Annotated in this window: 18 protein-coding genes and 1 riboswitch; of the genes, 12 read left to right on the plus strand and 6 right to left on the minus strand. The window is 70.7% G+C overall.

Going from position 1 to position 26,640, the window contains the following annotated elements; all coding sequences use genetic code 11:
- The first annotated feature begins 18 nt into the window (after nucleotides 1-18).
- The gene (locus AB8M46_RS37095; RefSeq protein WP_394363201.1) at nucleotides 19-3,123 is read left to right on the plus strand and encodes an arabinosyltransferase domain-containing protein; all 3,105 of its coding nucleotides are present in this window, start codon (nucleotides 19-21) and stop codon (nucleotides 3,121-3,123) included.
- A gap of 98 nt (nucleotides 3,124-3,221) precedes the next feature.
- Here the strand turns inward: AB8M46_RS37095 and helR are convergent, their stop codons facing one another.
- Both helR and AB8M46_RS37105 read right to left on the minus strand, forming a co-directional pair.
- The gene (gene helR, locus AB8M46_RS37100; RefSeq protein WP_394363202.1) at nucleotides 3,222-5,396 is read right to left on the minus strand and encodes an RNA polymerase recycling motor ATPase HelR; all 2,175 of its coding nucleotides are present in this window, start codon (nucleotides 5,394-5,396) and stop codon (nucleotides 3,222-3,224) included.
- A gap of 343 nt (nucleotides 5,397-5,739) precedes the next feature.
- Entirely contained in the window at nucleotides 5,740-9,399 is a 3,660-nt protein-coding gene (locus AB8M46_RS37105; protein ID WP_394363203.1) for a hypothetical protein, read from the minus strand.
- A 94-nt stretch (nucleotides 9,400-9,493) separates the two neighbouring features.
- Here AB8M46_RS37105 and AB8M46_RS37110 point away from each other — a divergent pair, with 94 nt between their 5' ends.
- Entirely contained in the window at nucleotides 9,494-10,123 is a 630-nt protein-coding gene (locus AB8M46_RS37110) for a response regulator (RefSeq protein ID WP_394363204.1), read from the plus strand.
- On the opposite strand, the gene AB8M46_RS37115 is transcribed toward AB8M46_RS37110, so the two are convergent.
- The 3 genes from AB8M46_RS37115 to AB8M46_RS37125 are packed head-to-tail and all read right to left on the minus strand — an operon-like array spanning nucleotide 10,114 to nucleotide 13,315.
- Complete coding sequence (locus AB8M46_RS37115) at nucleotides 10,114-11,619, minus strand: precorrin-2 C(20)-methyltransferase (protein WP_394363205.1); 1,506 nt, start codon at nucleotides 11,617-11,619, stop codon at nucleotides 10,114-10,116. The two genes, AB8M46_RS37110 and AB8M46_RS37115, sit on opposite strands and share 10 nt — an antisense overlap.
- The gene (locus AB8M46_RS37120) at nucleotides 11,616-12,239 is read right to left on the minus strand and encodes a precorrin-8X methylmutase (RefSeq protein WP_016332061.1); all 624 of its coding nucleotides are present in this window, start codon (nucleotides 12,237-12,239) and stop codon (nucleotides 11,616-11,618) included. Before AB8M46_RS37120 ends, AB8M46_RS37115 begins: the two co-directional genes overlap by 4 nt.
- Nucleotides 12,236-13,315 (minus strand): precorrin-3B synthase, encoded by a 1,080-nt coding sequence (locus AB8M46_RS37125; protein ID WP_394363206.1) that lies wholly within the window; start codon nucleotides 13,313-13,315, stop codon nucleotides 12,236-12,238. Before AB8M46_RS37125 ends, AB8M46_RS37120 begins: the two co-directional genes overlap by 4 nt.
- Nucleotides 13,316-13,414: 99 nt before the next feature.
- On the opposite strand from AB8M46_RS37125, the gene AB8M46_RS37130 reads away from it, so the two are divergent.
- The 10 genes from AB8M46_RS37130 (at nucleotide 13,415) to cobN (ending at nucleotide 25,340) form a co-directional block, all read left to right on the plus strand.
- Nucleotides 13,415-14,320 (plus strand): ABC transporter ATP-binding protein, encoded by a 906-nt coding sequence (locus AB8M46_RS37130; protein ID WP_037346647.1) that lies wholly within the window; start codon nucleotides 13,415-13,417, stop codon nucleotides 14,318-14,320.
- Nucleotides 14,317-15,168 (plus strand): ABC transporter permease, encoded by an 852-nt coding sequence (locus tag AB8M46_RS37135; protein WP_394363207.1) that lies wholly within the window; start codon nucleotides 14,317-14,319, stop codon nucleotides 15,166-15,168. The genes AB8M46_RS37130 and AB8M46_RS37135 overlap by 4 nt, the downstream gene beginning before the upstream one ends.
- Before the next feature lie 3 nt (nucleotides 15,169-15,171).
- Nucleotides 15,172-15,417 carry a helix-turn-helix transcriptional regulator gene (locus tag AB8M46_RS37140; protein WP_005162705.1) on the plus strand — a complete coding sequence of 82 codons (246 nt, stop codon included), beginning with the start codon at nucleotides 15,172-15,174 and terminating at the stop codon, nucleotides 15,415-15,417.
- Nucleotides 15,414-16,064 (plus strand): Clp protease N-terminal domain-containing protein, encoded by a 651-nt coding sequence (locus AB8M46_RS37145; RefSeq protein ID WP_394363208.1) that lies wholly within the window; start codon nucleotides 15,414-15,416, stop codon nucleotides 16,062-16,064. Before AB8M46_RS37140 ends, AB8M46_RS37145 begins: the two co-directional genes overlap by 4 nt.
- 515 nt (nucleotides 16,065-16,579) lie before the next feature.
- The gene (locus AB8M46_RS37150; protein WP_394363209.1) at nucleotides 16,580-18,016 is read left to right on the plus strand and encodes an SLC13 family permease; all 1,437 of its coding nucleotides are present in this window, start codon (nucleotides 16,580-16,582) and stop codon (nucleotides 18,014-18,016) included.
- A 17-nt stretch (nucleotides 18,017-18,033) separates the two neighbouring features.
- Nucleotides 18,034-19,188 (plus strand): glycerate kinase, encoded by a 1,155-nt coding sequence (locus AB8M46_RS37155; protein WP_394363210.1) that lies wholly within the window; start codon nucleotides 18,034-18,036, stop codon nucleotides 19,186-19,188.
- 56 nt (nucleotides 19,189-19,244) lie between these two features.
- Complete coding sequence (locus AB8M46_RS37160) at nucleotides 19,245-19,493, plus strand: hypothetical protein (RefSeq protein WP_037346637.1); 249 nt, start codon at nucleotides 19,245-19,247, stop codon at nucleotides 19,491-19,493.
- Nucleotides 19,477-20,919: an ATP-binding protein gene (locus AB8M46_RS37165; RefSeq protein ID WP_394363211.1), complete on the plus strand. Its 1,443-nt coding sequence runs from the start codon at nucleotides 19,477-19,479 to the stop codon at nucleotides 20,917-20,919. Before AB8M46_RS37160 ends, AB8M46_RS37165 begins: the two co-directional genes overlap by 17 nt.
- Nucleotides 20,904-21,581 carry a response regulator transcription factor gene (locus AB8M46_RS37170; protein ID WP_350594906.1) on the plus strand — a complete coding sequence of 226 codons (678 nt, stop codon included), beginning with the start codon at nucleotides 20,904-20,906 and terminating at the stop codon, nucleotides 21,579-21,581. The genes AB8M46_RS37165 and AB8M46_RS37170 overlap by 16 nt, the downstream gene beginning before the upstream one ends.
- 51 nt (nucleotides 21,582-21,632) lie before the next feature.
- A riboswitch (cobalamin riboswitch) is annotated at nucleotides 21,633-21,705 on the plus strand.
- A gap of 53 nt (nucleotides 21,706-21,758) precedes the next feature.
- Nucleotides 21,759-25,340, plus strand: coding sequence for a cobaltochelatase subunit CobN (cobN, locus tag AB8M46_RS37175; protein WP_394363212.1), 3,582 nt, complete (start codon nucleotides 21,759-21,761; stop codon nucleotides 25,338-25,340).
- A 201-nt stretch (nucleotides 25,341-25,541) separates the two neighbouring features.
- Here cobN and AB8M46_RS37180 read toward each other — a convergent pair whose 3' ends face one another.
- A complete protein-coding gene (locus AB8M46_RS37180) occupies nucleotides 25,542-26,630 on the minus strand; it encodes a dihydrofolate reductase family protein (protein WP_394363213.1) in 1,089 nt (362 codons plus the stop codon).
- Nucleotides 26,631-26,640: the final 10 nt, after the last annotated feature.

Consider the following 26,640-nt stretch of genomic DNA (forward strand, 5'->3'; position numbering starts at 1 on the left):
CCCGTTAGCGTTGCGCCGATGCGTTTGATCGCTGTCACGCTGGGGTTGCTGTCCGCCTTGTGCGCATTGGCTTTCCCCTTCCTGCCGGTGGTGCAGGACACAGCGGAGGTCGTCTGGCCAACGGGCGGCGACACCCGCTCCGTCAACGCGCCCTTGACCGGGTACTGGGCGCAGGACCTGCGCGTCGACCTGCCGTGCACGACCGTCCGTTCGCTGGACGCGCGTTCGCAGGGCCAGGCGCTGTTGTTCTCCACAGTGCCCGACGGCCGCACCGACCCGCGCGCGGGCAAGGGCGTCGGCCTGCAGCTGCGCATCGACAACGGCGTGCTGCTCGCCTCCAGCCAGGGGCAGCAGATCGTGCAGCAGCCGCTTCCCGAGAACAAATGTGACGTAAAGCTGTCGGCGGACGCGAACCAGATGACGCTGACCGTCGCCGAGACCGTGGTGTTCCACGCCGAGGGCGACGTCCGGCCGCGGCTGGTCGGGATCTACTCGTCGATCAACGCGGGCAAGGACCCGATCGCCGGTCTGCACGTCTCGGTCGTCCCGGACACCCGCTACCAGACGTCGCCGACGGTGTGGAAGTGGATCATCGGCGTCATCGCGGCGCTGTCGTTCATCGGCTGCCTGATCGCGGTGTGGCGGATGGACTCCGGGTTCGCCCGCCGCGCGCCGCGCTGGGCGCCGGTCGGCTGGTGGCGGCTGACCGCCCGCGACGCGACGGTGATCATCGCGCTCGGCGCGTGGGTGTTCATCGGCCCGGTCACCTCGGACGACGGCTACATCCTCACGATGTCGAGAGTGGCCGAAGAGACCGGCTACCTCACGAACTACCACCGCTGGTTCGGTGTCGCCGAAGCGCCGTTCGGCTGGTTCTACCACGTGTACCAGCTGATGGCGCACGTCAGCACGGTGCCGCCGTGGATCCGGCTCCCGTCGTTCGTGCTGGGCGTGCTGAGCTGGCTGCTGATCAGCCGCGAGGTCATGCCGCGCCTGGGCACCCAGGTCCGCACGAGCCGCGCCGCCGGCTGGGCCGCCGCCGCGGTGTTCCTGGTCTGGTGGATGCCGTTCAACAACGGGGTCCGGCCGGAACCGGTCGCCGCGCTGGGCTCGCTGCTGGCGATCTGCGCCGTCGAGCGCGCGCTGGTGACCCGCCGTCTGCTGCCGTTGTGCCTCGGGCTCACCGCGGCCGGGTTCACCCTGGCCGCGACGCCGACCGGGCTGATCGCGGTCGCGCCGTTCCTGGTCGCCGCGCGCCCGCTGTACAAACTGGTCCGCCAGCGCGCCGAGAACGGCTGGCTGCCGGTGCTCGCGCCGGTGCTGGCCGCCGGGCTGCTGGTGCTGGTCGTGGTGTTCGCCGACCAGACCTTCGCCACCGTGCAGGAGGCGACCCGGATCCGCACCCTGGTCGGCCCGAACCTGTCGTGGTTCCAGGAACTCGCGCGCTACCAGCTGCTGTTCGAAAGCCTGCCGGACGGCTCCGTGCCACGCCGGTTCCCCGTGCTGCTGGTGCTGCTGTGCACCGGGACCTGCCTGGTGGTGCTGCTGCGCCGCGGCCGGATCCCCGGCGCCGCGCTCGGCCCCAGCCGCCGCCTGATCGGCACGGTCGCGCTGTTCTTCCTGCTGCTGGCGCTGACCCCGACCAAGTGGACGCACCACTTCGGCGCGTTCGCCGCGGTCGGCGCGGCGATGGCGGCGTTGACCGCGCTGGCGACCAGTTCGACGGTGCTGCGCTCACGGCGTAACCGGGCGGCCTTCCTCGCCGGGCTGCTCGTGGTCGGCGCGCTGGCCGCGACCGGGCCCAACTCGTACTGGTTCGTCTCGAAACTCGGCGTGCAGTGGACGGCGGTGGCGCCGTCGATCGGCGGGATCCCGCTGTCGACCATCCTGCTGATCGCGGCGGCGATCTCCGGGGTGTACGCGTTCGTGGAGAACGTCCGCGCGCACCGGCCCGGCCTGCAGGCGGGACCGCAGGAAGGGCGGAGCCGGTCGCTGCGGCTCGGTTCGCTCTCGCTGGTGGTGGTCTGCGGTCTGATGGCCACGGGCGAGTTCGTCAGCATGGCGTGGGCGATCCACAACCAGCAGGGTTCCTACAGCCTCGGCGCCGCGAACTTCGGGCATCTGTTCGGCAAGAGCTGCAACCTCTCCGACCACGTGATGGTGGAACGGGACGCCGCGACCAGCATCCTGCGGGCCCAGCCCGAACAGCGGACGGTCCCGGTGAAGAAGGAGGAGCCGCCCGCCGGGCAGACCCCGCCGCCGCTGCCGGATCCCGAGCAGGACAACGGCCGGGTGCAGACCGGGTTCCACACCCGCGCGATCGACGACAAGGATCCGCTGGCCGAACCGCCGCACGGCTTCAAACCCGACGAAGTCCCGATGTGGAGCAGCTTCCTCGACCCCGAGACGCGGGCCGGGCGGCTGCGCAGCGACTGGTACGCCCTCGCCGAGAAGCCGGCCGACGGCCAGATCGTGGTCGCCACCGCGGGCGCGGCCCGGCGGCCGACGTCGGTCAGCCTCGACTACGGCGTGAACACCAGCGAAGGCGTGAAGGTCGTGCGCAGCCAGTTCGTGCTGCCGCCGGGCGCCGGGACCAACGGCTGGAACGACACCCGGATCAACCTGCGCGACCTCCCCGCCGAGACGACGTCCGTGCGGATCAACATCGTCGACAACGACCTCACCGAGGACGGCTGGATCGCCGCGTCCGCGCCGCGCGTGCCGACGTTCACCACGCTGACCGAGAAGATCGCGGGCAAACCGGTGTACGTCGACTGGCCCGCGTCGTTCGTCTACCCGTGCGTGCAGCCGGTGACCTCGCACGACGGCATCTCGAAGATGCCCGAGTACCGGATCACCGCCGGCGCCGTCGCCGACGAGGCGAACTGGGCGTCCAGCACCAACGGCGGCCCGATCGGCTGGCTCGAAGAGGTCGCGGCCGAACCCGAGGTGCCCAGCTACCTGATCGGCCAGCCGAGCCAGTCCTGGGGCCAGCTGCTGCAGGTCGAACCGTTCACCGAGGGCATCGCGCCGACGATCGTCCACGGCGAGAAGGTCGTCCCCGGCTGGTGGTCACCCGGCCCCGGGCCGCGGCAGCCAAACGGCAAGGACCCGACGCGCTAGCCGTCACTCGCGTGATTGAGCCCGTAACACGCGTGATTGGGGCCGGAACTCACGAGTTCCGGCCCCAATCACGCGAGTGCGCTGTCTGATCACGCGAGTTACGCGTTCAGGCCCGCCAGTGCGGGCGGCAGCGGGCCTTCGTGAAGGACGCCGAGGCGCTGCGTAGCGCGCGTCAGCGCCACGTAGAGCTCAGCGGCACCTCGCGGTCCGTCGGCCAGGATCCGCTCCGGGTCCACGACGAGGACGGCGTCGTACTCGAGCCCCTTCGTCTCCGACGCGGGCACCGTGCCCGGCACGCCGGGAGGCCCGATCACGACGCTGGTGCCTTCACGCCCGGCTTCGTCCTTGACGAACTCCTCGATGGCACCGGCCAGCGATTCCGCGTCGACCTGCCGTGCCCACGGCCGGACCCCGTTGGACCGCACCGATTCCGGCGCCCGGACCTCCGGCGCGAACTCGGCGAGCACCGACGCCGCGACGGCCATGATCTCGGCCGGGGTGCGGTAGTTCACCGTCAGCGAGCGGTACACCCAGCGCCCCGGCACGTACGGCTTCAGCATCGCGTCCCACGAACGCGCCCCGGCCTCGGAGCGGCGCTGCGCCAGATCGCCGACGACGGTGAACGACCGGTTGGGACAGCGCCGCATCAGCACCCGCCAGTCCATTTCGGACAGTTCCTGCGCCTCGTCGACCACGACGTGCCGGTACGTCCAGTCCCGGTCCGCCGAGGCACGCTCGACGAGGCTCCGCGTGTCGTGCTCGACGAACCGGTCGGCGAGTTCGTCGGCGAAGAGCAGGTTCTCCGCCGACAGCATGACGTCCTCGTCCATCTCCTCCCGGTCGAGCTTCATCGTGTCGAACACACCTTCGGCGTACTCGGCCTCGGCCTTCTTCTCCCGCGCGAGCGCCATCTCGGCGGCCTTGTCCTCCGCCTTGTCGCGGCCGAGCAGGTCGACGAGTTCGTCGAGCAGCGGCGTGTCCGACACCGTCCATGCCTCGCCGTCGGCGCGCAGCAACGCCTGGTCGGCCCCCGCCGCGCGAAGCCGCTCCGAGGACGAGAGCAGCGACCCCAGCAGACTTTCGGGCGTCAGGATCGGCCAGAGCGCGTCGAGCGCGGCGGTGAACGTCTCGCTCTCCGCCAGTTCCTTCAGCAGGTCCTTCCGCAGCCGCTCCCATTCGTCACGGTCGTCCCGGCTGAGCCAGCCGCGGCCGATCCGCGCGATCGCCCGTTCGGTCAGCACGTAGGTGACGATGTCGGTGAACGTCCCGCGCGCCTCGTTGTGCGGCAGGCCGCTCTTGCGTGCCTCGTCACGGGCCCATTCCGCGGTCTCGGCGTCGATCCGCACGGTGACGTCGGCGAGGTCGATCAGCACCGGCTCCTCGGGCAGCCGCTGACGATCGGCGACGGCGGCCTTGAGGACGTCCAGCATCTTCAACGAACCCTTGAGCCGCGTGACTTCCGGCCCGTCCTCGGCGGTGACGTGCTTGCCGGGCACGAAATCGCCGGTGGTCATGAACACCACGTCGGTCTCGCCCAGCGACGGCAGGACCCGGCCGATGTGATGCAGGAACGCCGGATTCGGTCCGACCACGAGCACGCCGTGGCGCTCCATCCGCTCGCGCTGCGTGTAGAGCAGGTACGCGACGCGGTGCAGCGCGACCACGGTCTTCCCGGTCCCCGGCCCGCCCTCGATCACCAGTACCCCGGGGTGCTCGTGCCGGATGATCTCGTCCTGTTCGGACTGGATCGTCGCGACGATGTCCCGCATCCCCTCGCCACGCGGCGCGTTGACGGCCGCGAGCAGCGCCGCGTCACCCTCCGCGTCGCCGCCGGGGCGGCCGAACACCTCGTCGGTGAACCCGAGCACCTCACGGCCGTGCGTGTGGAACTGGCGGCGACGGCGCATCTTCTCCGGCGTCGCGGCGGTCGCGGTGTAGAACGGGCGCGCCGCCGGCGCCCGCCAGTCGAGCAGCACCGGCTCGTAGTCGTTCTCCTCGTCGAAGAGACCGATGCGGCCGATGTACGAGGTCTCCCCCGCCAGGCTGTCCAGCCTGCCGAAGCACAGCCCGTTGTCGACGACGTCCAGCCGCCGCGACTCCCTGGCCAGCGCGCGTACCTCGACGTCACGTTCCATGGCCGTCCCGCCGGTTCCGCCCAGCGCGGCCTGGTACTCCCCCTTCACCCGCGCGCGTTCGGCGTCCAGGCGCGTGTAGAGCCCGGCGACGTACTCGCGTTCGGACCGGAGCTCTTCTTCATGACCCTGAGTTGACACAGACTCCCATTTCGCCAGGTTTCGGCTACGGCGAGTGAGTCTGAGGCATCACCGGGGTCTTGTGGCAAGTCCCCCCATGCGCTATATGTTTATTACGGAGGGAGTTACTCCCTCCACTTCTCGGCCCCGTCGGGCCCCGTGTCCACGCAGTTCGGCAGGTTGCGAAAGCCACTTTCGCAACGTTGAAGGTTGCGAAAGTGGCTTTCGCAACGCCGCCGACGTGGCTTGCCGCACCCCATGCCCTGGATGTGTCGCGAAAGCCACCTTCGCGACGGATGATGTCCCGAAAGTGGCTTTCGCGACACCCGGCCCACTGTCCTTTGGGGACAGTTCCGGAAGTCGCTCATCCGCACGGTGGCGCGTATTCGAGCCCCGGAAAGTACTTCTCCCACTCTTCCCGCGTGATCCTCGGCGTCGCCAGCCTGCAGATCTCCTCCGCCACACGCGCGGTATCCGTCTGCCACAGCTGGACGCCGCTGCTCCCGATCGCGAGCGTATGCCCGTCGTCCCGGTACGCCAGCGAGTTGACCGTCGCCGCGAAGCCGGTGAGCTGCGTCGTCTCCACCGGTTTCCGCGGATCGGCCACGTCCCAGACGCGCACCGTCCGGAACGCCGACGCCGCCAGTTCCCGGCCGTCCGGGCCGAACGCGAGCGGCCCGACTCCTTCGGCGTGCCCGCCCAATTTCGCGAGCCGCGCGACATGCGCGCGATCGGTGATGTCCCACAGGTAGACGTTCCGGTCGCTGCTGCCCGCGGCGACCGTGCGGCCGTCGGGGCTGAGCGCCATCTTGAACACCGTGCCGCCGTCGGGCCGCAGGGTCGACACCAGGCTGGGCCGCTGGGGATCGGCGACGTCCCACAGGGTCACCGCGGACGAGTCCGGCCCCTGGCTCGCCACGAGCGTCCGTCCGTCGGGGGTGAACGCGAGCGACCACACGGTGCCGTCGCCGACCGGCAGATCCCGCGGCCCGGTGAACCGCCGGGGGTCGCTGACGTCCCAGAGCGTGATCGGTCCGTCGTCGCGGCCGGAGGCGAAGGTCTTCCCGTCCGGGCTGAAGGCGAGCGAGTAGGTCGGCAGGACCTCGGTCGACGCCAGCAGTTTCGGCGCCGTCGGATCGCCGATGTCCCAGCGCTGGAGCACGAAGGTCCCGGCCACCCCGGCACCGGCGTGCGCCGCCAGCGCGAGACTCCGCCGGTCCGGGCTCACCGCGACCGCGGTGACGGTCGCGGGCCCGGGCAGCTTCGAAAGCTGCCTCGGCGCACGGAGGTCGTCCATCGCCCAGAGCCGCACGTCGTCCCCCGCGGTGACGAGGATGCGCCCCTGTTCGAGGAAGGTGCCGACGTTCCAGCCCGCGCTCGACGCCAGCGCGAGTTCCCCGACGTCCTGCAGCCGGACGGTGCGGTCGGCGCTGGTGGACACGATGGTCTTGCCGTCCGGGGAGAACGCGGTCCACCAGATGGCGTTCGTGTGCCCGGACAGCGGCGGCAGCTCCTTCGCCGGCCCCGTCACGTCCCAAAGACGCACCGACTGGTCGTCCCCCGCGGTCACCACGAGCCTGCCGCTCGGGCTGAACCCGGCCGCCCACACCACGGCCGGGGTGGTCAACGTCGACAAGGGCCGCGGCGCCGCCGGATCGGCGACGTCCCACAGCCTCGCGGTGCGATCCCAGCTGGTGGTGAGCAGCCGCCTGCCGTCCGGGCTCCACGACGGCGTGAGCTGAAGATCCTTGTGTCCGGAAAGGACGGAGCGCCGCCGTGGCGCGGACGGGGTGGTGACGTCCCAGAGCTCCGCCGTCCAGTTCGTGTTCGTGACCGCGAGCAGCGTGCCGTCGGGGCTCAGGACGCCGCGTTCGAGCTGTTCGGCCGGGATCCCGCCGAGCGGTTTCGGCGCGCCGAGGTCGCCGACGTCGGTGAGCCGGACCGTCCGGTCCACCGAGCCGCTGACGAGCAGGCGGCCGTCCCGGCCGAAGTCGAGGGAGAGCAGGACGTCCCGATGCCCCGTGACGTCCGCCTTCCGCACCGGACGCCGCGGGTCGGTCAGATCCCAGAGCCGGACCCGATGATCCCGGGTGGCCGTCGCCAGCGCGTGCCCGTCGCGGCTGAACGCCAGCGGTCCACGGACCTCCTCCGATCTGGGCAGCGTCGCCAGGAGTTCCGGATGCCGCGAGTCGGCGATGGACCACACCTGCGTCGCCCGGTAGGAGTCGGAGGTGATCATGAGCTGTCCGCTCAGCGCGACGGTGACGTCGCCGGGGTCGAAGGTCATCCGCGTGGCGAACGGCGCCGCCATGGCGGTGAGCAGGCCGTCGTGGGTCTCCTGGATCGGCGAGAGCCGGTACGCGGCGAGACTGAGCTGGGTCGACAAGGGCGGGTTGGACTCCCGCAACGTCTTCGCCTCGACGACGGCCTTGCGCGCGAGCGCCTCGTTCCGCTGTTCGGTGGCGGTCCGCCCGGCGTCGACGGCGTACCCGACGGCGACACCCGCCAGGAGCAACAGGACACCGAGGAGCGCGACGAGTCTTCGCAGCCTCCGCGTCCGTTTGCGGCCGACGGCGGTCTCCTCGGCTTCGGCGTCGAGCCCGGCCTGAAGGAACGTCCGCTCGCGCGCGCTCAGCGCGTCCGGCTCCCGCTCCGCCCATTCGGCCGCGAGACCCAGCCGCGTGCCGCGATAAAGACTGCCCTTGTCGCGATCCAGCGACTCCCACAGCTCGGTCGCCTCGGCCAGCTGCCGATGCAGGCGATGCCCTTCACGGTCCTCCGCGAGCCAGTCGCGCAGTCGCGGCCAGCCGCGGATCAAGGCCTCGTGGGCGATCTCGACGCCGTCGCGGTCGAGGACGAGCAGGCGCGCGTCGGCGAGGCGCTCGAGAACCTCCGTCGTCGCAGGATCGTCGTCGAGTTCGCGCCGGTTGAGACGGCGCTTCGTGTCTTCGGTGCCTTCGCCGAGCGCGGTCAGGCGCAGGAAGATCTGCCGTACGACGCGCTGCCGGTCCGGCTCCAGATCCGTGTAGACCGCCTCCGCGGTCCGCGCGATCGCGTTGAGGATCCCGCCCGCCGCCTCGTACGCCGCGCTGGTCAGCGTGATCCCCTGACGCCGCCGCCACGTCTCCAGCAACGCGTGCGAGACCAGCGGCAGCATCGCCGGCTGGCCGGTGGCGTCGGCGACGAGCGTCGTGACCAGCGCCGCCTCGACCCGGCACCCCGCGCGGACGGCCGGTTCGACGATCGCGGTCCGGAGTTCGTCGGCGGTCATCGGGCCCACCATCACCTGCGCGTCGGTGAGCGCCTCGACCAGACCGGCGTGACGGCAGAGGTGACCGTAGAAATCCGCGCGGACACCGAGGACGACTCGCGTGCCGTGCTCGTCGCGGGCGAGCGCGACCAGCGCGTCGATGAACTTCTCGCGTTCGATCCGGTCGCCGCAGAGCGTGTAGACCTCCTCGAACTGGTCGACGATCAGCAGCCGTCCCTCGGCGTCGAGGTCCTCGTCGAGTGGATGCGACCCTGGCGTGCGAAGGACGACGGGGCGTTCGCTCACCGCCGCCAGCCCGGCCCGCAGGACGGACGACTTTCCGGACCCCGACGCGCCGAAGACGCCGACGAGCCGTCGTTCCGCGAGCTTGCCGGTCAGCTCGGCGACCAGCCGCTCGCGGCCGAAGAAGCGGTCGGCGTCGGCCGTCTGGAACGCGGCCAGCCCGAGGTACGGGAGTTCGGTTTCGTCGCGTTCGCCGGAGGCCGCGGCGAGCCCGGCGGCGACCGTGCGCCACCGTTCCTCCCACGCCGCGACGTCACCTCCGCACGCGGCGACGTACGCCGTCGTCACCGCGAGTCCGGGCAGCTTCCGTCCGCCCGCGGCTTCGGAAAGCGCGGCGGCCGAGTAGCCCGCGCGGGCCGACAGCTCGCGGTACGTCGGCCCGCCGGCCTTCTCGCGAAGCAGGCGAAGATCCGCCGCGAAGCTCACGACGACGTCGTCACCCGGCCCCAGCGGGCGCTCGCGTCTCGGCACCAGGCCCCCCTGATCGTCGAACCGTTACCGATTGGACATTGTTCACCGAAAACGGCCCGACACTGTACAAAAGTTCTGCGCTACAACCGATGGCGTGCCGATTCGAACCCATGCGGTGACCGTGGTCTTCGCGGGCGTGCCCGAACCGCCCGCGTCCTCGGAGCTGGAGGTGGTCGCCCATACCCCCGACGAACGTGAAGCGGTCTGGCACGCCAGGGCGCTGCGGCCGGACGTCCTCGTCCTGTCCGTCCACCCGCCCGCGCTCGACGGGCTCGCCGTGACACGCGAGGTGTCGTCCCGCGTACCGGACACCGCCGTGCTGGTGCTGACCCCGCCCGGCGACGGCGAACTCGTGGTCGCCGCGATGCTCGCGGGCGCGCGGGGCGTCCTGTCCCGCAGCGCGGGCCCCGACGATCTGATCCGCTTCATCCGCGGGGTCGCGGCGGGCGCGGTCGTGTTCGGCGAGCGCGCCGCGGACGGGCTCTACGGCCTCCTCGCCGCTTCACAGCCGATGCGGGCGTTCCCGCGGCTGACCCCACGCGAACACGAGGTGCTCGACCATCTGGCCGGCGGGCTGACGATCCCGGACGTCGCGCGCCGGCTGGGGCTCGCGCCCAAGACCGTGCGCAACGTCGTCACCTCGATCCAGGCCAAGGCGGGCACGGACGACCGGGAGGTGCTGCTCGCCCAAGCCCGGAACGCCGGGCTCGGCCGTCACTCGTAAGTGCGAGGTGTCCAGACGACGCCGTTCTCGGCGCGTGTCTTCGACGAGCCGACGATCAGCAGGCAGCGCATGTCCACACTGGCCGGATCGAGGGTGCCGAGGGTGACCACGCGGACGTCCTCCTCGGGGCCGCCGACGTCGCGGGCGACGACCACGGGCGTCTCCGGCGCGCGGTGCCGGAGCAGGACGTCGCGGGCCTGCGCGAGCTGCGTGGTCCGCGTGCGGGACGCCGGGTTGTACAGCGCGAGCACGAGATCCGCCGCGCCCGCCGCGTCGAGCCGTCGTTCGATGATCTCCCACGGCTTGAGCCGGTCGGACAGCGAAAGCACGCAGTAGTCGTGGCCCAGCGGCGCGCCGACCCGGGACGCGGCCGCCTGCGCGGCGGTCACGCCCGGCACGATCCGCACCCGTGCGCCCGCGCCGCGACCGGCCGCGACCTGTTCCAGCACCGCCGACGCCATCGCGAACACGCCGGGATCGCCCGACGAGACCACCGCGACCCTGGCCCCGTCGGCGGCCAGTTCGAGCGCTTCGACGGCGCGTTCGGCCTCGACGCGGTTGCCCGACGCGTGCCGTTGCTGGCCCGCGCGCTGCGGCACCCGCGCGACGTACGGGCCGTAGCCGACGATGTGCTCCGCCGCGGCCAGTTCCGCGGTCGCCTCGGGGGTCAGCCAGTCCGGACCCGCCGGGCCGAGGCCGACGACCACGACCTCCCCGCCGGTGTGCGTTTCCACCTCGCGGGTGACTTCGGGTTCGTCGGCGAGCCGGGACGCGTAGGCCGGGCTGGGCAGCAGCGCCAGCGAGAAGTACGGCACCGACTCCGGATCGACGTCGGCGAACGGCTCGACGCGCTGCGCCTGCCAGGTCGCCCGTTCGACGTAGAAGGCGTCGTCCAGTTTCCCGGCTTCGGCCAGCGCCTCGCGGACGTTGCCGAACGTGCGGCCGAGTTTGAGCACCGCCGCGGCCTGCGTGTCGGCCAGGCGTCGCGCGAGCTCCGGGGCGGGCAGCGTGCCGGGCAGGATCGTGAGGACCTCGTCGCGCTGCACCAGCGGGCGGCCGAGCACCGACGACGCCGCGCTGACCGACGTCACGCCCGGCACCACGGTCGCCTCGTAGCGGTCGGCGAGGCGTTCGTGCATGTACATGTAGGAGCCGTAGAAGAACGGGTCGCCTTCGCAGAGCACGACCACGTCGCGTCCGGCGTCGAGGTGTTCGGCGAGCCGTTTCGCGCTCAGCTCGTAGAAGTCGGCGATGGCGCCTTCGTAGCCGCCGGGATGGTCGGTGGTCTCGGTCGTGACCGGGTAGACCAGCTTCTCCTCGATCTGGCCGTCCCGCAGGTACGGCTCGGCGACCGAACGCGCGATGCTCCGGCCGTGCCGCGCGCTGTGATAGGCGATGACGTCGGCCTCGCCGATCAGGCGTGCGGCCTTGACGGTCATCAGCTCGGGGTCACCCGGTCCGAGCCCGACACCCCAGAGTTTTCCGAGCCCGCTCATTCGACCTCACTCGCCATCGCGTTGATCGCGGCGACGGCCATCGCGCTGCCGCCGCGTCGTCCGTGCACCACCAGGTACGGGGCCGGTGCCCGTTTCGCGAGCTCCACTTTGGACTCGGCGGCGCCGATGAAGCCCACCGGGACCCCGATGATCGCCGCCGGGGCACCGACGCCCTCTTCCAGCAGTTCCAGCAGGCGGAACAGCGCGGTGGGCGCGTTGCCGATCGCCACCACGGAACCGGGCAGCTTGTCGCGCCACAGCTCCAGCGCGGCCGCGGACCGGGTGGTGCCCATCCGCTCGGCCAGCCCGGGCACCTTCGGATCGGACAGCGTGCACAGCACCTCGTTGGCGGCAGGCAAACGTTTGCGGGTCACCCCGGAGGCGATCATGTTCGCGTCGCACAGGATCGGCGCGCCCGCTTCGAGCGCGGCACGGCCGGATTCCACCACGTCCAGGCTGTAGCGCAGATCGTCGACCAGGTCGACCATCCCGCAGGCGTGGATCATCCGCACGGCCAGCACCGCGACGTCGTCGGGCAGGATCGCGAGATCCGCCTCCTCACGGATGGTGGCGAACGAATGCCGGTAGATCTCGGCCCCGTCCCGGATGTAGTCGATCACTGTGTCCCTTTCTCCGCCAACGTCCTCGCCAGCTCGCCGACCGGGACGAACGCCCCGTCGACCAGATAACCGTCCTCCGTCGCGAGCACGTCGACGTGCTCGCGCGCGGGTTTGCCGCAGCGCCGTTCACAACCGGCGAAATGGGCTCTCGGCGTCCGCCCGACTCTCGCCGCGTCGGCCCGCACGTCGGCCAGCGACTTGGCACAGCCCGGCTGCCCGATGCAGGCGCTGACCCCGAGCGACGGCGCGTCCGGATCGGTGATCAGCCCCGTGTCCGCGGCCAACGGGCCGAGGACCAGGATCGATCGCCACGGCGTGACCACGGCGTTCCCGGCGTTCGCGATCGCGCGCGCCTGAGCCGAGGTGAGCCTGCCGAAGACCGGGGCGACCCCGATCGCGTCGCCGATCGGCCCGATCGGGAGGCCCGGGTTCACCTCGAACTTCCGCCGCTCCGTCATTTCACCCGGGATGCCCCTGAGCAGCGGCTCGACGTCGGCGAGTTCGCTGATCCGCCAGGCCGTCCCCCTCGTGCACAGGAAAGCGCGCGCGACGGCGAGCAGCGTCTCGACGGTCTGCTCGGCGGGGACGCGCAGGCCGGCGTCCTCGCCGGCGAGCAGCACGGCACCGTCGCGCCAGCAGACGTCGGCGCCCTCACCGGCGACGTCGCCCTGGCCGCCGTCGAAGGCGAAAAGGAAACGTCCCGGGAGTTCGGCCAGCTCCGGGACGGCACACAGGGCCTCGTCGAGTTCCCGAGCGAGCTTTTGCGCGGTCTCGCTCAGCGGTGAGGCAAGGATGTTGCGGACGCGTTCGTGCGACGGCGAAGGCAGGAGCCCGGCCGCGGCGAGCCTGCCCGCGAGCCCCGGCCGGGTGACGCCGCGCAGCTGCACGTTGCCGCGGGAGGTCAGGTGGAGGGCGCCGTCACCGAGGTCTTCGGCGGCGTCGGCGAGCGCCCTGAACTGAGCCGCGGTGATGGCACCGCCGGGCAACCGGATCCGTGCGAGCGGACCGTCGGCCGCGTCGTGCGTGGCGAAAACACCAGGGCACGCGTCGGCTCGGACACGTGCGCTCGTGGACATGCGCTCACTGTAGATGGCCGATTCCACCGAGAGTATGTCTCAGATCATATGTAGTAGGTGTGCTACATTCGATCGCAGCACTGAGATGGGGGTGACCAAATGAGAGATCCACACGACGTGATGATCTCCGTCAAAGATCTCCGGATGCGGTACGGCACGAACGACGTCCTCCACGGCGTCGACTTCACCGCGCACCGCGGCGAGGTGATCTGCCTGCTCGGCCCGAACGGGGCGGGCAAGACCACGACGATCGAGATCCTCGAAGGCTTCCGGATGCGGTCGGAGGGCGAGGTCAGCGTGCTGGGCGTCGACCCGGCGCACGCCGACGAGAACTGGAGGGCGCGGCTGGGGGTCGTCCTCCAGGCCTGGCGTGACCACGCGAAATGGCGCGTGCGCGAGCTGCTGGAGCACCTGGGCGGCTACTACGCGCCGTACTCCACGGACCGCATCAGGCGGCCGTGGGATCCGGACGAACTGGTCGCCGCGGTCGGCCTGACCGCGCACGCGGACAAGAAGGTCCGGATGCTCTCGGGCGGGCAGCGGCGACGGCTCGACGTGGCGATCGGCATCGTCGGCCGCCCGGAACTGCTGTTCCTCGACGAGCCGACCGCCGGGCTGGACCCGGAGGCGCGGCGCGAGTTCCACGAACTCGTGCACCGGCTGACCGATGACGACGACACGACGATCCTGCTGACCACGCACGACCTCGACGAGGCCGAGAAGCTGGCCGACCGGATCCTGATCCTGAACCACGGCCGCATCGTGGCCGACGGTTCGGCCGACGCGCTGAGCAGGCAGATCGCCGGCGAGGCCGAGGTGCGCTGGACGCTGGACGGCCAGCGGTTCGTGCACTCCACGACCGAATCGACGAAGTACGTGCACGAACTGTTCAAACAGCACGGGGACGCCATCGGCGATCTGGAGGTCCGGCGGGCGTCGCTCGAAGACACGTACATGACCCTGGTCCGCAAGGCCGAATCCCTGGAGGCGGTGGGCGCGCGATGAACACGATCCAGCACAGTGTCCGGCTGGGCTTCCGGCGCGGCTGGCTCGAGGCCCGCCAGATGATGACCAACTGGGAAGACCTTTTCAACACCTTCCTCTACCCGGCGATCTTCGTGATCGTCATGTTCTTCATGCGCGACGCGAAATTGCCGGGCATGGAGTTCTCGGTCGGCGCCGCCACCGTGCCGAGCGTGCTAGGCGCGTCGATCGTGTTCACCGGCATGCTCGGGATGGCGGGAGTCCTCGCCGTCGAACGTGAGGACGGCACGCTCCTGCGCGCCAAGGCCACCCCGAACGGGATGATCGGCTACCTCGTCGGCAAGGTCGTCACGGTGTCGATGAGCACCGTCATCGGCATGCTGCTGGTACTGATCCCCAGCCTGATCCTGTTCGACGGCATCGCGCCCGGCGGGCTGACGTCGTGGCTGGGCCTGCTGTGGGTGCTGGTGCTCGGCCTGCTCGCCACGATGCCGATCGGCGCGATCTTCGGCTCGCTGACCTCGAACGCGCGCAGCATCGGGCTGATCATGCTGCCGACACTGGGGATCGGCGCGATCTCGGGGATCTTCTACCCGATCACCGCGCTGCCGGAATGGCTGCAGTACCTCGGGCAGGTGTTCCCGATGTACTGGCTCGGCCTCGGCATGCGGTCGGCGCTGCTGCCGGACTCGACGGTGGCCATCGAGATCGGCCAGTCCTGGCGGCCTTGGGAGACCCTCGGCGTGCTGTCGGTGTGGGCCGTGATCGGATTGACGCTGGCCCCGGTCGTCCTGCGGCGCATGGCGCGGCGCGAGTCCGGGTCCTCGGTGGCGGCACGACGGGAAAAGGCGATGCAGCGAATTGGCTAGCTCATGAGCGAGGTCGTTTACAACCGGATCGCGATGTTGCGGGCGGAACGGGGCATTTCCCGCCGCGAACTCGCCGATGCGCTGGGCGTGCACTACCAGACCATCGGCTACCTCGAACGCGGCGAGTACAGCCCGAGCCTCTACCTCGCCCTGCGGATCGCGGAGTTCTTCGAGGTGGCGGTGGAGATCATCTTCTCCACCGCCCCTTTCCCGCGGATCGGGGACTCTTCGTCGGAGCGGTCGGCGTGAGCCTGCTGGAGCGGGCGCACGCGCACGCGGTCCGGCTGGGGCGCGATCGCATCGGGGGCGAGGAACTTCTGCTCGCCGTCTTCGACGACGGCGTCGGACACGCGCTCCCGGATGCTTTGGGGATCTCTCGCGATGTCCTTGTGGGGCAACTGGAGAAAGCTCCTTCGTCGCCTGCCGCCGGCAGCATCGACGGCTATCCGGTCACGGCCGAAGTCCTTGACGTGCCCCGATCCTCGGGTTTGGCGGAGCTGGTCGTCGGCCTGCTGGCCGCCGGGGGCGGAGCGGCTCGCGTCCTGGGCGAACACGGGGTAACCGAGGAGCGGGTGCGGGAGGCTTACGCGCGGATCTGGGCTCCCTTTCTGGATGAGAACGCCGTCTGGGGAAGTTCCATTGCGTGCCGCCCTATGGACCCGCCCGCTGAGATCGAGGCGCTGACTTCCGAGATCGCCGAATATCGGCGACGCAAGGAAGTGGCCGTCGATGCGCAGGAGTACGCCCAGGCTGGCCTCATCCGCAACAAGGAGAAAGAGGTCGAGCGACGGCGATCCGTGCTCATCCGGGAATGGGCGGCCACCGTCGATCCGGTGGATCTGGCCGAGGCGGTCGTTTCGCTGCGAGCCGAGGTCGCCGCCCTTCGCCGCATTTAGCCGACTAATTGCGGCGGGTTCCTCGCATTTAGTCGACTAAATGCGAGGGTCTCTTCGCAGGGCACTTCGGGGTCGGCGGCTGTTTCACCCTTATTACAAATGCCGACACCGGTGACTGTGTGGATTCCTGGTCATCCAACGCCCCAAAATCCACACAGTCCATCACCACCGGACCAGTCGCGATCGAAACACCGGTACCAGAAAACCCCTGAGCCTCTCAGGACCTGCCCGCCGTCTCACCGGCCACGCCCGTGAAACCGCCACCGAACTCGATCCGGCGCCCAGTTCTTGAACGGACGATTCAGGATCCCGTCACAAGCTGATCATCATGACTGGACCGGCCACGCAAGACTGTGTGGATTTTGGGACGTCAGATGTCCCAAAATCCACACAGTCCATCACCACCGGACCAGTCGCGACCTACCCGCCGCACGGCAACAGCCGCCAAGCCAACATGAAGACCTCCTCATCCGTCCTTAACGGACGATTCAGAAGCGAGTCACAAGCTCATCACCGTGACCGCCTACACCTACACGACCAGCCCACAGAGAAAGCCACCCAACCCCGAAAAACCCAAGCACACCAAGGCATGGCTGATCCCCACAACAGCCATCCCGGCGCTGGGCACCGCGCTCGTACCCGGCGGACCGGGCTGGCAGGGCGCACTGGTCCTGGCCGTCTTCGCCGCGGCAGTGGGCGCCTGGATTACGACCAGCCTGGACGACACCTGGATCGCGCTGGCGGCGGTGGCCGTCCTTGCCGTGGCAGGGGTACTGGCGCCCGCCGACCTGTTCGCCACCCTCGGCGCGGATCTGGTGTGGCTGCTGATCGCGGCGTTCGTGCTGGCGGCGGGGCTGACCGCTTCAGGCCTGGTCGACCGGTTCGTGGCCCTGGTCCCGGCACGGGCGCGATCGGTGCGCGGGCTGGCGCATCTGTCGACGGTCGCGGTGGTGGCCTCTTCGCTGGTGGTCCCCTCGACGTCGGGGCGGGCGGCGCTGGCCGTGCCGGTGTTCACCGCCTTGGCGAGCGCGCTTCCGCGGATGGTCAAGGCGCTCTCGGTGCTGTTCCCGACGGTGGTGCTGCTGTCGGCGGTCTCGACGCTCATCGGCGCGGGCGCGCATCTGGTGGCCGACCAGCTCCTGCGTGAAGCGACCGGCGACGGCATCGGCTTCCTGCGCTGGCTGTTGCTCGGCCTGCCGCTGGCGGTGGTCTCGTCCCATCTCGCGGCCGAGGTCGTCTTGCGGTTGTTCACCACCCGCGAAGACCGTCGTGAGCGGTTCGACCTGCGCTCCAGGTTCCCGCCGCGAGGACCGTGGACCCGGACGGAACGGTTCGCGGCGGTCACCATCGGAGCCGTGCTGGTGCTGTGGTGCACCGAGCCGTGGCACGGAATGCCGCCCGCGCTGGTCGGGCTCGTCGGCGCCTTGGCGATGTGCGTGCCACCGCATCGGGTCACCACGGGTACGGCCCTGAAGACCGTGCCGTGGTCGTTGCTGCTCTTCACCGCCGCGACGGCCGCGCTGGGCGGCGCGCTGGTGGGGTCGGGCGCGGCCGCGTGGATGGCGGACGTGGCCTTGAGTCCCGTCCGGGATGCGCCGGCGTGGGTCGTGCTGGCGGCGGTGATCGTGGTGAGCACGGCCGCGCATCTGGCGGTGCAGTCCCGCTCGGCGCGGTCTTCGGTGCTGGTGCCGGTGGTGATCCCGCTCGCGGCGGCCACCGGGCTGGCCCCGGCCGCGGCGGTGTTCGCCTCCACCGCGGCCGCGGGGTTCTGCCACACCCTCACCTCGTCCGCCAAACCCGTCGCCCTCTTCTCCGGCATCGACGGCGTGCCGACCTATTCGTCCCGCGACCTGCTCCGGCTTTCGAAAGTGCTCGCGCCGCTGCACGTGGTCGTCGTCGCCGTCTTCGCCTTGCTCGTCTGGCCGCGCCTCGGCCTCTCGCTCATCCCGTGAACCACCAGGAGGAAGTCATGCGGATCGTCGTCGCCCCCAGTGGGTTCAAGGAAAGTCTCGGTGCCGAAGCCGCCGCCGACGCCATCGCCGAGGGCGTGCTGCGGGTCGTCCCGTTCGCGGAGATCGACCGCGTCCCGCTCGTGGACGGCGGCGAGGGGTCGGCCGCGGCCCTGGCCGGGAGCACCGGCGGGAAGATCGTGGACACCGTCGTCACCGGTCCGGTCGGGTTGCCGACGCGCTCCCATTTCGCGATCCTCGGCGACGGGTCGACGGCGGTGGTCGAGATGGCGGCGGCCGCGGGTCTCCGCCTGGTGCCCGCCGATCGGCGCGATCCCGGGCGCACCACCAGCCGGGGCGTCGGCGAGCTGATGATCGCCGCGCTCGACTCGGGGTGTTCGTCGGTGCTCGTCGGCTGTGGCGATTCCGGCGTGTCCGACGGCGGGGCCGGGGCGCTCCAGGCGCTGGGTGCCCGGGTGCTCGATCGCGCCGGTCAGGAGGTGGGACCCGGCGGGGCGGAGCTGGCGCGGGCCCGGCATATCGACGTGTCCGGCCTCGATCCGAGACTCGCGGGCACCGAACTCCGGCTGGCGGTCAACCCGCACAACGTCCTGTGCGGCCCCCGCGGCGTCGCCAGGGTGTTCGGCCCGCAGAAGGGCGCCACTCCCGAGCAGGTGGAGCGCCTGGCGGCGGCGCTCGACCACTGGGCCGACGTCCTGCGCCGCGATCTGGGCGCCGACGTCGCGCTCGTCCCAGGATCGGGTGCTTCCGGCGGTCTCGGCGCGGGGCTGTGCGCGGCGCTGGGAGCCCGGCTGCTGCCACGCTTCGAGGTCCTGCTGGACCACGTCGACCTCGACGCGCGGCTGGCGGCGGCCGATCTCGTGGTCACCGCCGAGGGCACGATCGACGCCCAGACCCCGCACGGGAAGGTGCCCGCCGAGGTCGCGCGCCGGGCCAAGGCGCACGGCAAGCCGGTGGTCGCGCTCGCCGGGCGGATCGGCATGGACGCCGACACCACCTACGCGGTCGGCATCGACGCCTTCCAGGCCATCCAGCCCGGTCCGGTGGATCTGGACGAGGCGATCCTGCGCGGCGCGGAGTTCCTCACCGACGCCGCCGAACGGTTGCTGCGGATGGTGCTGGTCGGCACCCGTCTGTCCGCGCCCGTTATGTGAAGATTCCTTCATCTTGTCCTCATCTTCGCCACATCGACGACCGGAAGGGTGGAGCCATGGCCCGTTCGCCGCGTATCGCCCTGCTCATCGCCGCCGTGGCGCTCCCGCTCGGTGCGGCCGCGGTCACCTGGGCATGGCCGGAGCCGCCCGCACCGCAGGCGCCGATCGAGGTGAAACTGAAGGAACATCCGACGTCGACCACCCAGCCCCCTCCGCCGAGCAGTTCCACGCCGGTGGTCGTGCCACCGCCCCCGGTGGTCCCGCCCGGCGACGACCAGGACGACGACGGTGCTGACGACGACTGAAACCAGGATGCGGGCGATCCCCGCGCGCGTCCGGATCATGGGCTGGCTGCTGCTGCTCGTCGCCGTGGTGACGGTGTCGACGACGCTGGTCACGTACAACCTTTTGCTGCGCGAGGTCGACAGCGACGTCAACGCCGCACTCGAACAGGAGGCCGCCGAACTCGGCCAGGTGCTGGCAGAAGGGGTGGACCGCGCCACCGGGCAGCCGTTCCCGGACGTGCGGTCCGCGCTTTCGGCGCATCTGCGCCGCCAGTACGTCGACGACGACGAAGTGGTCCTGGCCTGGACGCCGTCATCCGGGCCGATCCTGCAGGACCGCGAGGAACCGTTCCGGCTGGGCGAGAGCCCGGCGGTGCTGGATCCGATCCTCGCCGACCCGGCGCGCAGCGGCAGCGTCGAGACCCCCGCCGGGGAGATGCGCTGGATCCGGGTCGACGCGTCCGGCACCCGAGAGGGTGACCGCGGTTCGTTCGTCGTCGGTTACTTCGTGGACCGCGACCGCGCCGAGATCGCCACCACCGTGCGGACCCTGCTGTTCGTCGGGCTGCTCGGGCTCGTCCTGGCCGGGGCCGCGGCGTGGCTGGTCGCCGGGCAGATCCTCGCCCCGGTGCGGCTGGTGCGCCGCGCCGCCGCCGAGATCACCGAACACGATCTGACCCGCCGCATCCCGGTGGACGGCCGCGACGACGTCGCCGCGCTCGCCGAGCAGTTCAACGCCATGCTCGACCGGCTCGACCTCGCGTTCGCCACCCAGCGGCGCTTCCTCGACGACGCCGGCCACGAACTGCGGACACCCATCACGATCGTGCTCGGCCATCTCGAACTGCTCGACGACGACCCGGTCGCGCGGGCCGAGGCGATCCGGCTGTGCGTCGACGAACTGGACCGGATGAACCGCATCGTCGGCGATCTCCTGCTGCTGGCGAAGGCCGAGCAGCCCGACTTCGTCACCCTGGCTCCCACCGACGTCACCGAGCTGACCAGCGATCTTTACGCCAAGGTCCGCACCATCGGCGATCGGCGCTGGCGGCTGGAGGCGCTCGGCGAGGGCCAGGTGCCGCTCGACGAGCAGCGCACGACCCAGGCCGTGGTGCAGCTGGCCCAGAACGCCGTCCAGCACACCGAAGACGGCGACGAGATCCTGATCGGCTCGGCCGTCACCGAGGACACCGTGTCGTTCTGGGTGGCCGACCACGGCCCTGGAGTGCCGCGGGAGGACGCCGACAAGATCTTCCAGCGGTTCAACCGGGGGCCGTCGGGCGGTCATCGGAGCGGGGCCGGGCTCGGGCTGGCGATCGTGCGCGCCATCGCCGAGGCGCAGCACGGCCTGGTGCGCCTGGAGTCGGCACCCGGCCGCGGCGCGCGGTTCACCATCGAAATCCCGGTCCGTTCAGCCGAAGGAGGCACGCTGTGGCCCGTATCCTGATCGCCGAGGACGAGGAGCGCATCGCGTCGTTCGTCCGCAAGGGGCTCGTCGCCAACGGCTTCACCACCACCGTCGTCGCGGACGGTGAGCAGGCCCTCCAGTACGCCCTCGGTGACGGCTACGACCTGCTGGTGCTCGACCTCGGCCTGCCCTCCCGCGACGGCCTGTCCGTGCTGCGGACGCTGCGCGAACACCACAACACCACCCCGGTGGTGATCCTCACCGCGCACGATTCGCCGCAGACCACCCTGGCCGGGCTGGAGGGCGGCGCCGACGACTACATGGCCAAACCGTTCCGCTTCGACGAGCTGCTGGCCAGGATCCGGCTCCGCCTGCGCCGCACCGAACTCGTCGCCGAGACCACGGTGCTGCACGCGGGCCCGCTGTCGCTGGATCTGCGCACTCGCCGCGCGGACGTCGACGGCACCGGCGTCGACCTGACGTCGCGCGAGTTCGCCCTGCTGGAGCTGTTCATCCGTCACCAGGGCCAGGTGCTGACCCGTGAGCAGATCCTCTCCCACGTGTGGGGGTACGACTTCGACCCGGGCTCCAACATCGTCGACGTCTACGTCCGCACCCTGCGCCGCAAGATCGGGGCGGGCCACATCCGCACCGCACGCGGGATGGGGTACGCGTTCGACCCCGGTCACACATCACCTTGACTCCCGCCTGAGCGCACCGGAGAGTGAACTCGACCCATGCGACGGCAGAGGGAGGAACCCGGTGAGAGTCCGGGGCGGTCCCGCCACTGTCACCCTCCCGGCACGGGAGGGGAGCCAGGAACTCCGGCCGTCGCGACCACCCGACCCGGGGCGCGGACACCCCGAGTGAGGACTGCCGTGATCCTGCTTCTGTCCACTTCGGACACCGACCTGCTCAGCGCCCGCTCCAGCGAAGCCGAGTACCGGCTGGCCAACCCGGCCCGCCTCGATCTCGCCGAGCTGCCCGCCCTGCTCGACGGCGTGAAGATCGTCGTCGTCCGGATCCTCGGCTCCGAGCGCAGCTGGCAGGAGGGTCTCGACACGGTCCGCGCGAGCGGCGCGCACGTCGTGGTCCTCGGCGGTGAGCAGACGCCGGACGCGCAGCTCATGAAGCTGTCCACCGTCCCGGCGGGCACGGCGGCGGAGGCGCACGCGTATCTCGCGCAGGGCGGCCCGGCCAACCTCACCCAGCTGCACCGGTTCCTGAGCGACACCCTCCTGCTCACCGGTGACGGCTTCGAGCCGCCCGCCGTGCAGCCGCTGTGGGGCGTCCTGGAGCGCGAACCGAAGAGCACCGAGGGCCCGATCGTCGCGATCCTCTACTACCGGGCGCACCACCTGTCCGGGAACACCGAGTTCGTCCACGCCCTCGCCGACGCCGTCGAGGACGCCGGTGGCCGCGCGCTCCCGATCCACTGCGCCTCCCTGCGCACCCGCGAGCCGGAGATGATGGCCGAACTGGCCAAGTCCGACGCGCTCCTGGTCACCGTGCTGGCGGCCGGCGGCACGCGGCCGTCCGAGGTCGGCGCCGGTGGCGACGACGAGGCGTGGGACGTCGCCGAGATGGCCGCGCTCGACATCCCGATCCTGCAGGCACTGTGCCTCACCAGCGATCGCGAGACCTGGTCCGCGAACGACGACGGCCTCTCCCCGCTCGACGCGGGCAACCAGATGGCCGTCCCCGAGTTCGACGGCCGCCTCATCACCGTCCCGTTCTCGTTCAAGGAGATCGACGACGACGGCCTCCCCAAGTACGTGCCGGACGCCGAGCGCGCTTCGCGGGTCGCCAAGATCGCGCTCGCGCACGCCCGCCTGCGCCACACTCCCCCGCCGGAACGCCGGATCGCGCTGATGCTGTCCGCGTACCCGACGAAGCACTCCCGCGTCGGCAACGCCGTCGGCCTCGACACGCCCGCGTCCGCGATCGAACTGTTGCGCCGCATGCGGGACCAGGGTTACGACCTCGGTGAGGATCCGTTCCCCGGCGTCGAGCCCACCGGCACCGACCAGCCCGACGGCGACGCGCTGATCCACGCGCTCATCGCCGCGGGCGGCCAGGATCCGGAGTGGCTCACCGAGGAACAGCTGTCCGGCAACCCGATCCGTGTGCCCGCGGACAAGTACCGCGAGTGGTTCGCCGAGCTGCCCGCGGAACTGCGCGAGGGCATGGAGGAGCACTGGGGCCCGGCGCCCGGCGAACTCTACGTGGACAACGGGGACATCGTGCTGGCGTCGCTGCAGTCCGGCAACGTCATCCTGATGATCCAGCCGCCGCGCGGTTTCGGCGAGAACCCGGTGGCGATCTACCACAACCCGGACCTCCCGCCGAGCCACCACTACCTGGCCGCGTACCGCTGGCTGGAGGAGGAATTCGGCGCGCACGCCGTAGTCCACCTCGGCAAACACGGTTCGCTGGAATGGCTTCCCGGCAAGACCGCGGGTCTCTCGGACTCGTGCGCGCCGGACGCCGTCCTGGGCAATCTGCCGCTGATCTACCCGTTCCTGATCAACGACCCCGGCGAGGGCGCGCAAGCGAAACGGCGCGCGCACGCCACGATCGTCGACCATCTGATCCCGCCGATGGCCCGCGCCGAGAGCTACGGCGACATGGCCCGGCTGGAACAGCTCCTCGACGAGCACGCCAACATCGCCGCGATGGACCCGGCGAAACTGCCCGCGGTCCGCGCACAGATCTGGACGCTGATCCAGGCCGCGAAACTGGACCACGACCTCGGTGTCGAAGAACGCCCGCACGACGCGGAGTTCGACGACTTCCTGCTGCACATCGACGGCTGGCTGTGCGAGGTCAAGGACGCCCAGATCCGCGACGGACTGCACATCCTCGGCGCCGCGCCGGTGGGCGAAGCGCGGATCAATCTCGTGCTCGCCATGCTGCGCGCCCAGCAGATGTGGGGTGGCAAACAGGGCGCGGTCCCGGGCCTGCGGTCCGCGTTGGGGCTCAAGGAGAACAGCGACGCCCCACTGTCCGAAGTGGACGCCATCGAGCAGACGGCGCGCTCACTCGTCGAGGCGATGGAGGCCAGGGACTGGTCCCCCGCCGCCGTCGCCGAGGTCGTCGCCGAGGTGCCGGAGCACCAGGAGGTCGCCCGCGTGCTGACCTTCGCCGCCACCGAGATCGTGCCGCGCCTGGCGGGCACCGGCGCCGAGATCGACGCCGTGCTCCACGCGCTCGACGGCGGCTACATCCCGGCGGGCCCCAGCGGTTCTCCCCTGCGCGGCCTGATCAACGTGCTGCCGACCGGCCGCAACTTCTACACCGTCGACCCGAAGGCCATCCCGAGCCGCCTCGCGTGGGAGACCGGACAGGCGCTCGCGGACTCGCTTCTCCGCCGCTACAAGGAGGACACGGGCGACTGGCCGCGTTCGGTCGGTCTCTCGGTCTGGGGCACCTCGGCGATGCGCACGTCGGGTGACGACGCGGCGGAAGTCCTCGCCCTGCTGGGTGTCCAGCCGGTTTGGGACGAGGCTTCGCGGCGTGTCACCGGCATCGAGGCGATCCCGCTCGCCGAACTCGGCCGTCCGCGGATCGACGTCACCGTGCGGATCAGCGGGTTCTTCCGCGACGCCTTCCCGCATGTGATCACCCTCCTGGACGACGCCGTGCGCCTGGTGGCGAACCTCGACGAGCCGGACGAACAGAACTTCGTGCGCGCCCACACTCGCGCGGATCTGGCCGCGCACGGCGACGAACGCCGGGCCACCACGAGGATCTTCGGCTCCAAGCCGGGCGCGTACGGCGCGGGCCTGCTGCCGCTGATGGATTCCGGGAACTGGCGCGACGACAAGGATCTCGCCGAGGTCTACGCGGTCTGGGGCGGGTTCGCCTACGGCCGCGACCTCGACGGCAGGCCGGCGCGCGAGGACATGGAGAACTCGTACAAGCGGATCGTGGTCGCGGCCAAGAACACCGACACCCGCGAACACGACATCGCCGACTCCGACGACTACTTCCAGTACCACGGCGGGATGATCGCGACGGTCCGCGCGCTGACCGGGACCGCGCCCGCGTCCTACGTCGGCGACAGCACCACCCCGGACGCCGTCCGCACCCGCACGCTCGGCGAGGAGACCGCCCGCGTCTTCCGGGCCCGCGTGGTCAACCCGCGCTGGCTGGCGGCGATGCGCAAGCACGGTTACAAGGGTGCTTTCGAGCTGGCGGCGACGGTCGACTACCTGTTCGGTTTCGACGCCACCGCGGGTGTGGTCGGTGACTGGATGTACGAGAAGCTCACCGAGTCCTACGTGCTCGACGAGGTCAACCAGGAGTTCCTGCGCCAGGCCAACCCGTGGGCGCTGCGCGGCATCATCGAGCGGCTGAACGAGGCGGCCGATCGGGGACTGTGGGCGGAGCCGGACGCCGATCTTTTGGCTCAGCTGCGCGAGGTCTACCTATCGCTGGAGGGGGATCTCGAATCGTGACATCACCCGCTGGAGCAGTGCCGTGGCACTCCCGGCGGTACCACTGTCGTATGCGCAGAACTTAGCGTGACAAGGGCGGTGGGACGTCAATGATCGGGAGGACAGCGATGATCAAGCGTCTGTTGAGGGTCGTGCTTCGCCACGGTTGCTGCTCGGCGTGCACCGGTCAGGGCTGCGGCTGCTGCGACGCCTGCAAGTAGCTCACAGGTGGACACCCGGGATATGGGTGTTCGCGCGGCGGACGTCGGCGGCGAGGGCGGGTACCTCGATCACCCGGCGTCCGGCCGCCTCCAGTGTCTCGGCGCCGACGCAGTCGACGAACACCGACGGCTCGCGCCAGGCGAAGACGACGCGCGGGATGCCGGCGTCGAGGATGAGCTGGGTGCAGCTTCGCGGATGTGACGTCCGCGAGCTGCACGGCTCCAGTGACGTGTACATCGTCGCCTCCGCCAGCCTCGGATCCCCCGGTTCGAGTTTGGCGAGCGCGGCTTCTTCGGCATGGTTGGCGGGATCGCCGTCGCCCGAGAAACCGGTGGAGAGCACTTCGCCGTCGGCGGCGGTGATCACCGCGCCGACGCGGAACGTGCGCGGCGGGCAGTTCTCCGCCAGCGCGATGGCCTCGCGCAGGCGCCGGATGTCCACATCGGACGGTTCCGGCGTCGCGTGGTACTCCAGAACGGCGATGTCGCCCAGCCTTGTGCTTTCGACCAAGGTCAGCCCGCGCGGGTACGCGCCTGGCCCTACGAAGCGCGGCGCGTTCGGGTCGCCGACGAAGAACGGCGCGACGGCCAGATGCAGCTCGTCGACCAGGCCCTCGGTGAGGAACTGGGTGTGGATCGCGCCGCCGCCTTCGACCATCAGCCGCCGGATGCCGCGCGCGTGGAGATCGGCCAGCATTTCATTCAGGCCGGACAGTTCGACGACGGTCGCCTTCACCCCTGTGACGACGCCGGGCGGCGCGTAGACGAGCTTCTCGGCATCGCCGACAGTGAAGAACTGCGCCGCCGGATCGAGTGACCCGCTCCGGGTGAGGGTGACCTTGACCGGTTGCTCCGGGCGTCCTTCCGCGACCCTTGTCGCCACGAGCTCCGGCGAACGCACCAGCAACCGCGGGTTGTCCGCACGCACCGTGTTCGCGCCGACGAGGATCGCGTCCGACGCGGCACGCAGGCCGTCCACCCTGGCCCAGTCCTCCTGGTTCGACAGCACCAGCCGGGTGTCGCTCGCGTCGTCGAGGTAGCCGTCGAGCGAGACCGCGGCGGAGAGCAGGACATGAGGGCGTTCGATCACGCTCGCCAGT

Source organism: Amycolatopsis sp. SB7-3 (assembly GCF_041021335.1).
Lineage (GTDB): Bacteria > Actinomycetota > Actinomycetes > Mycobacteriales > Pseudonocardiaceae > Amycolatopsis > Amycolatopsis japonica.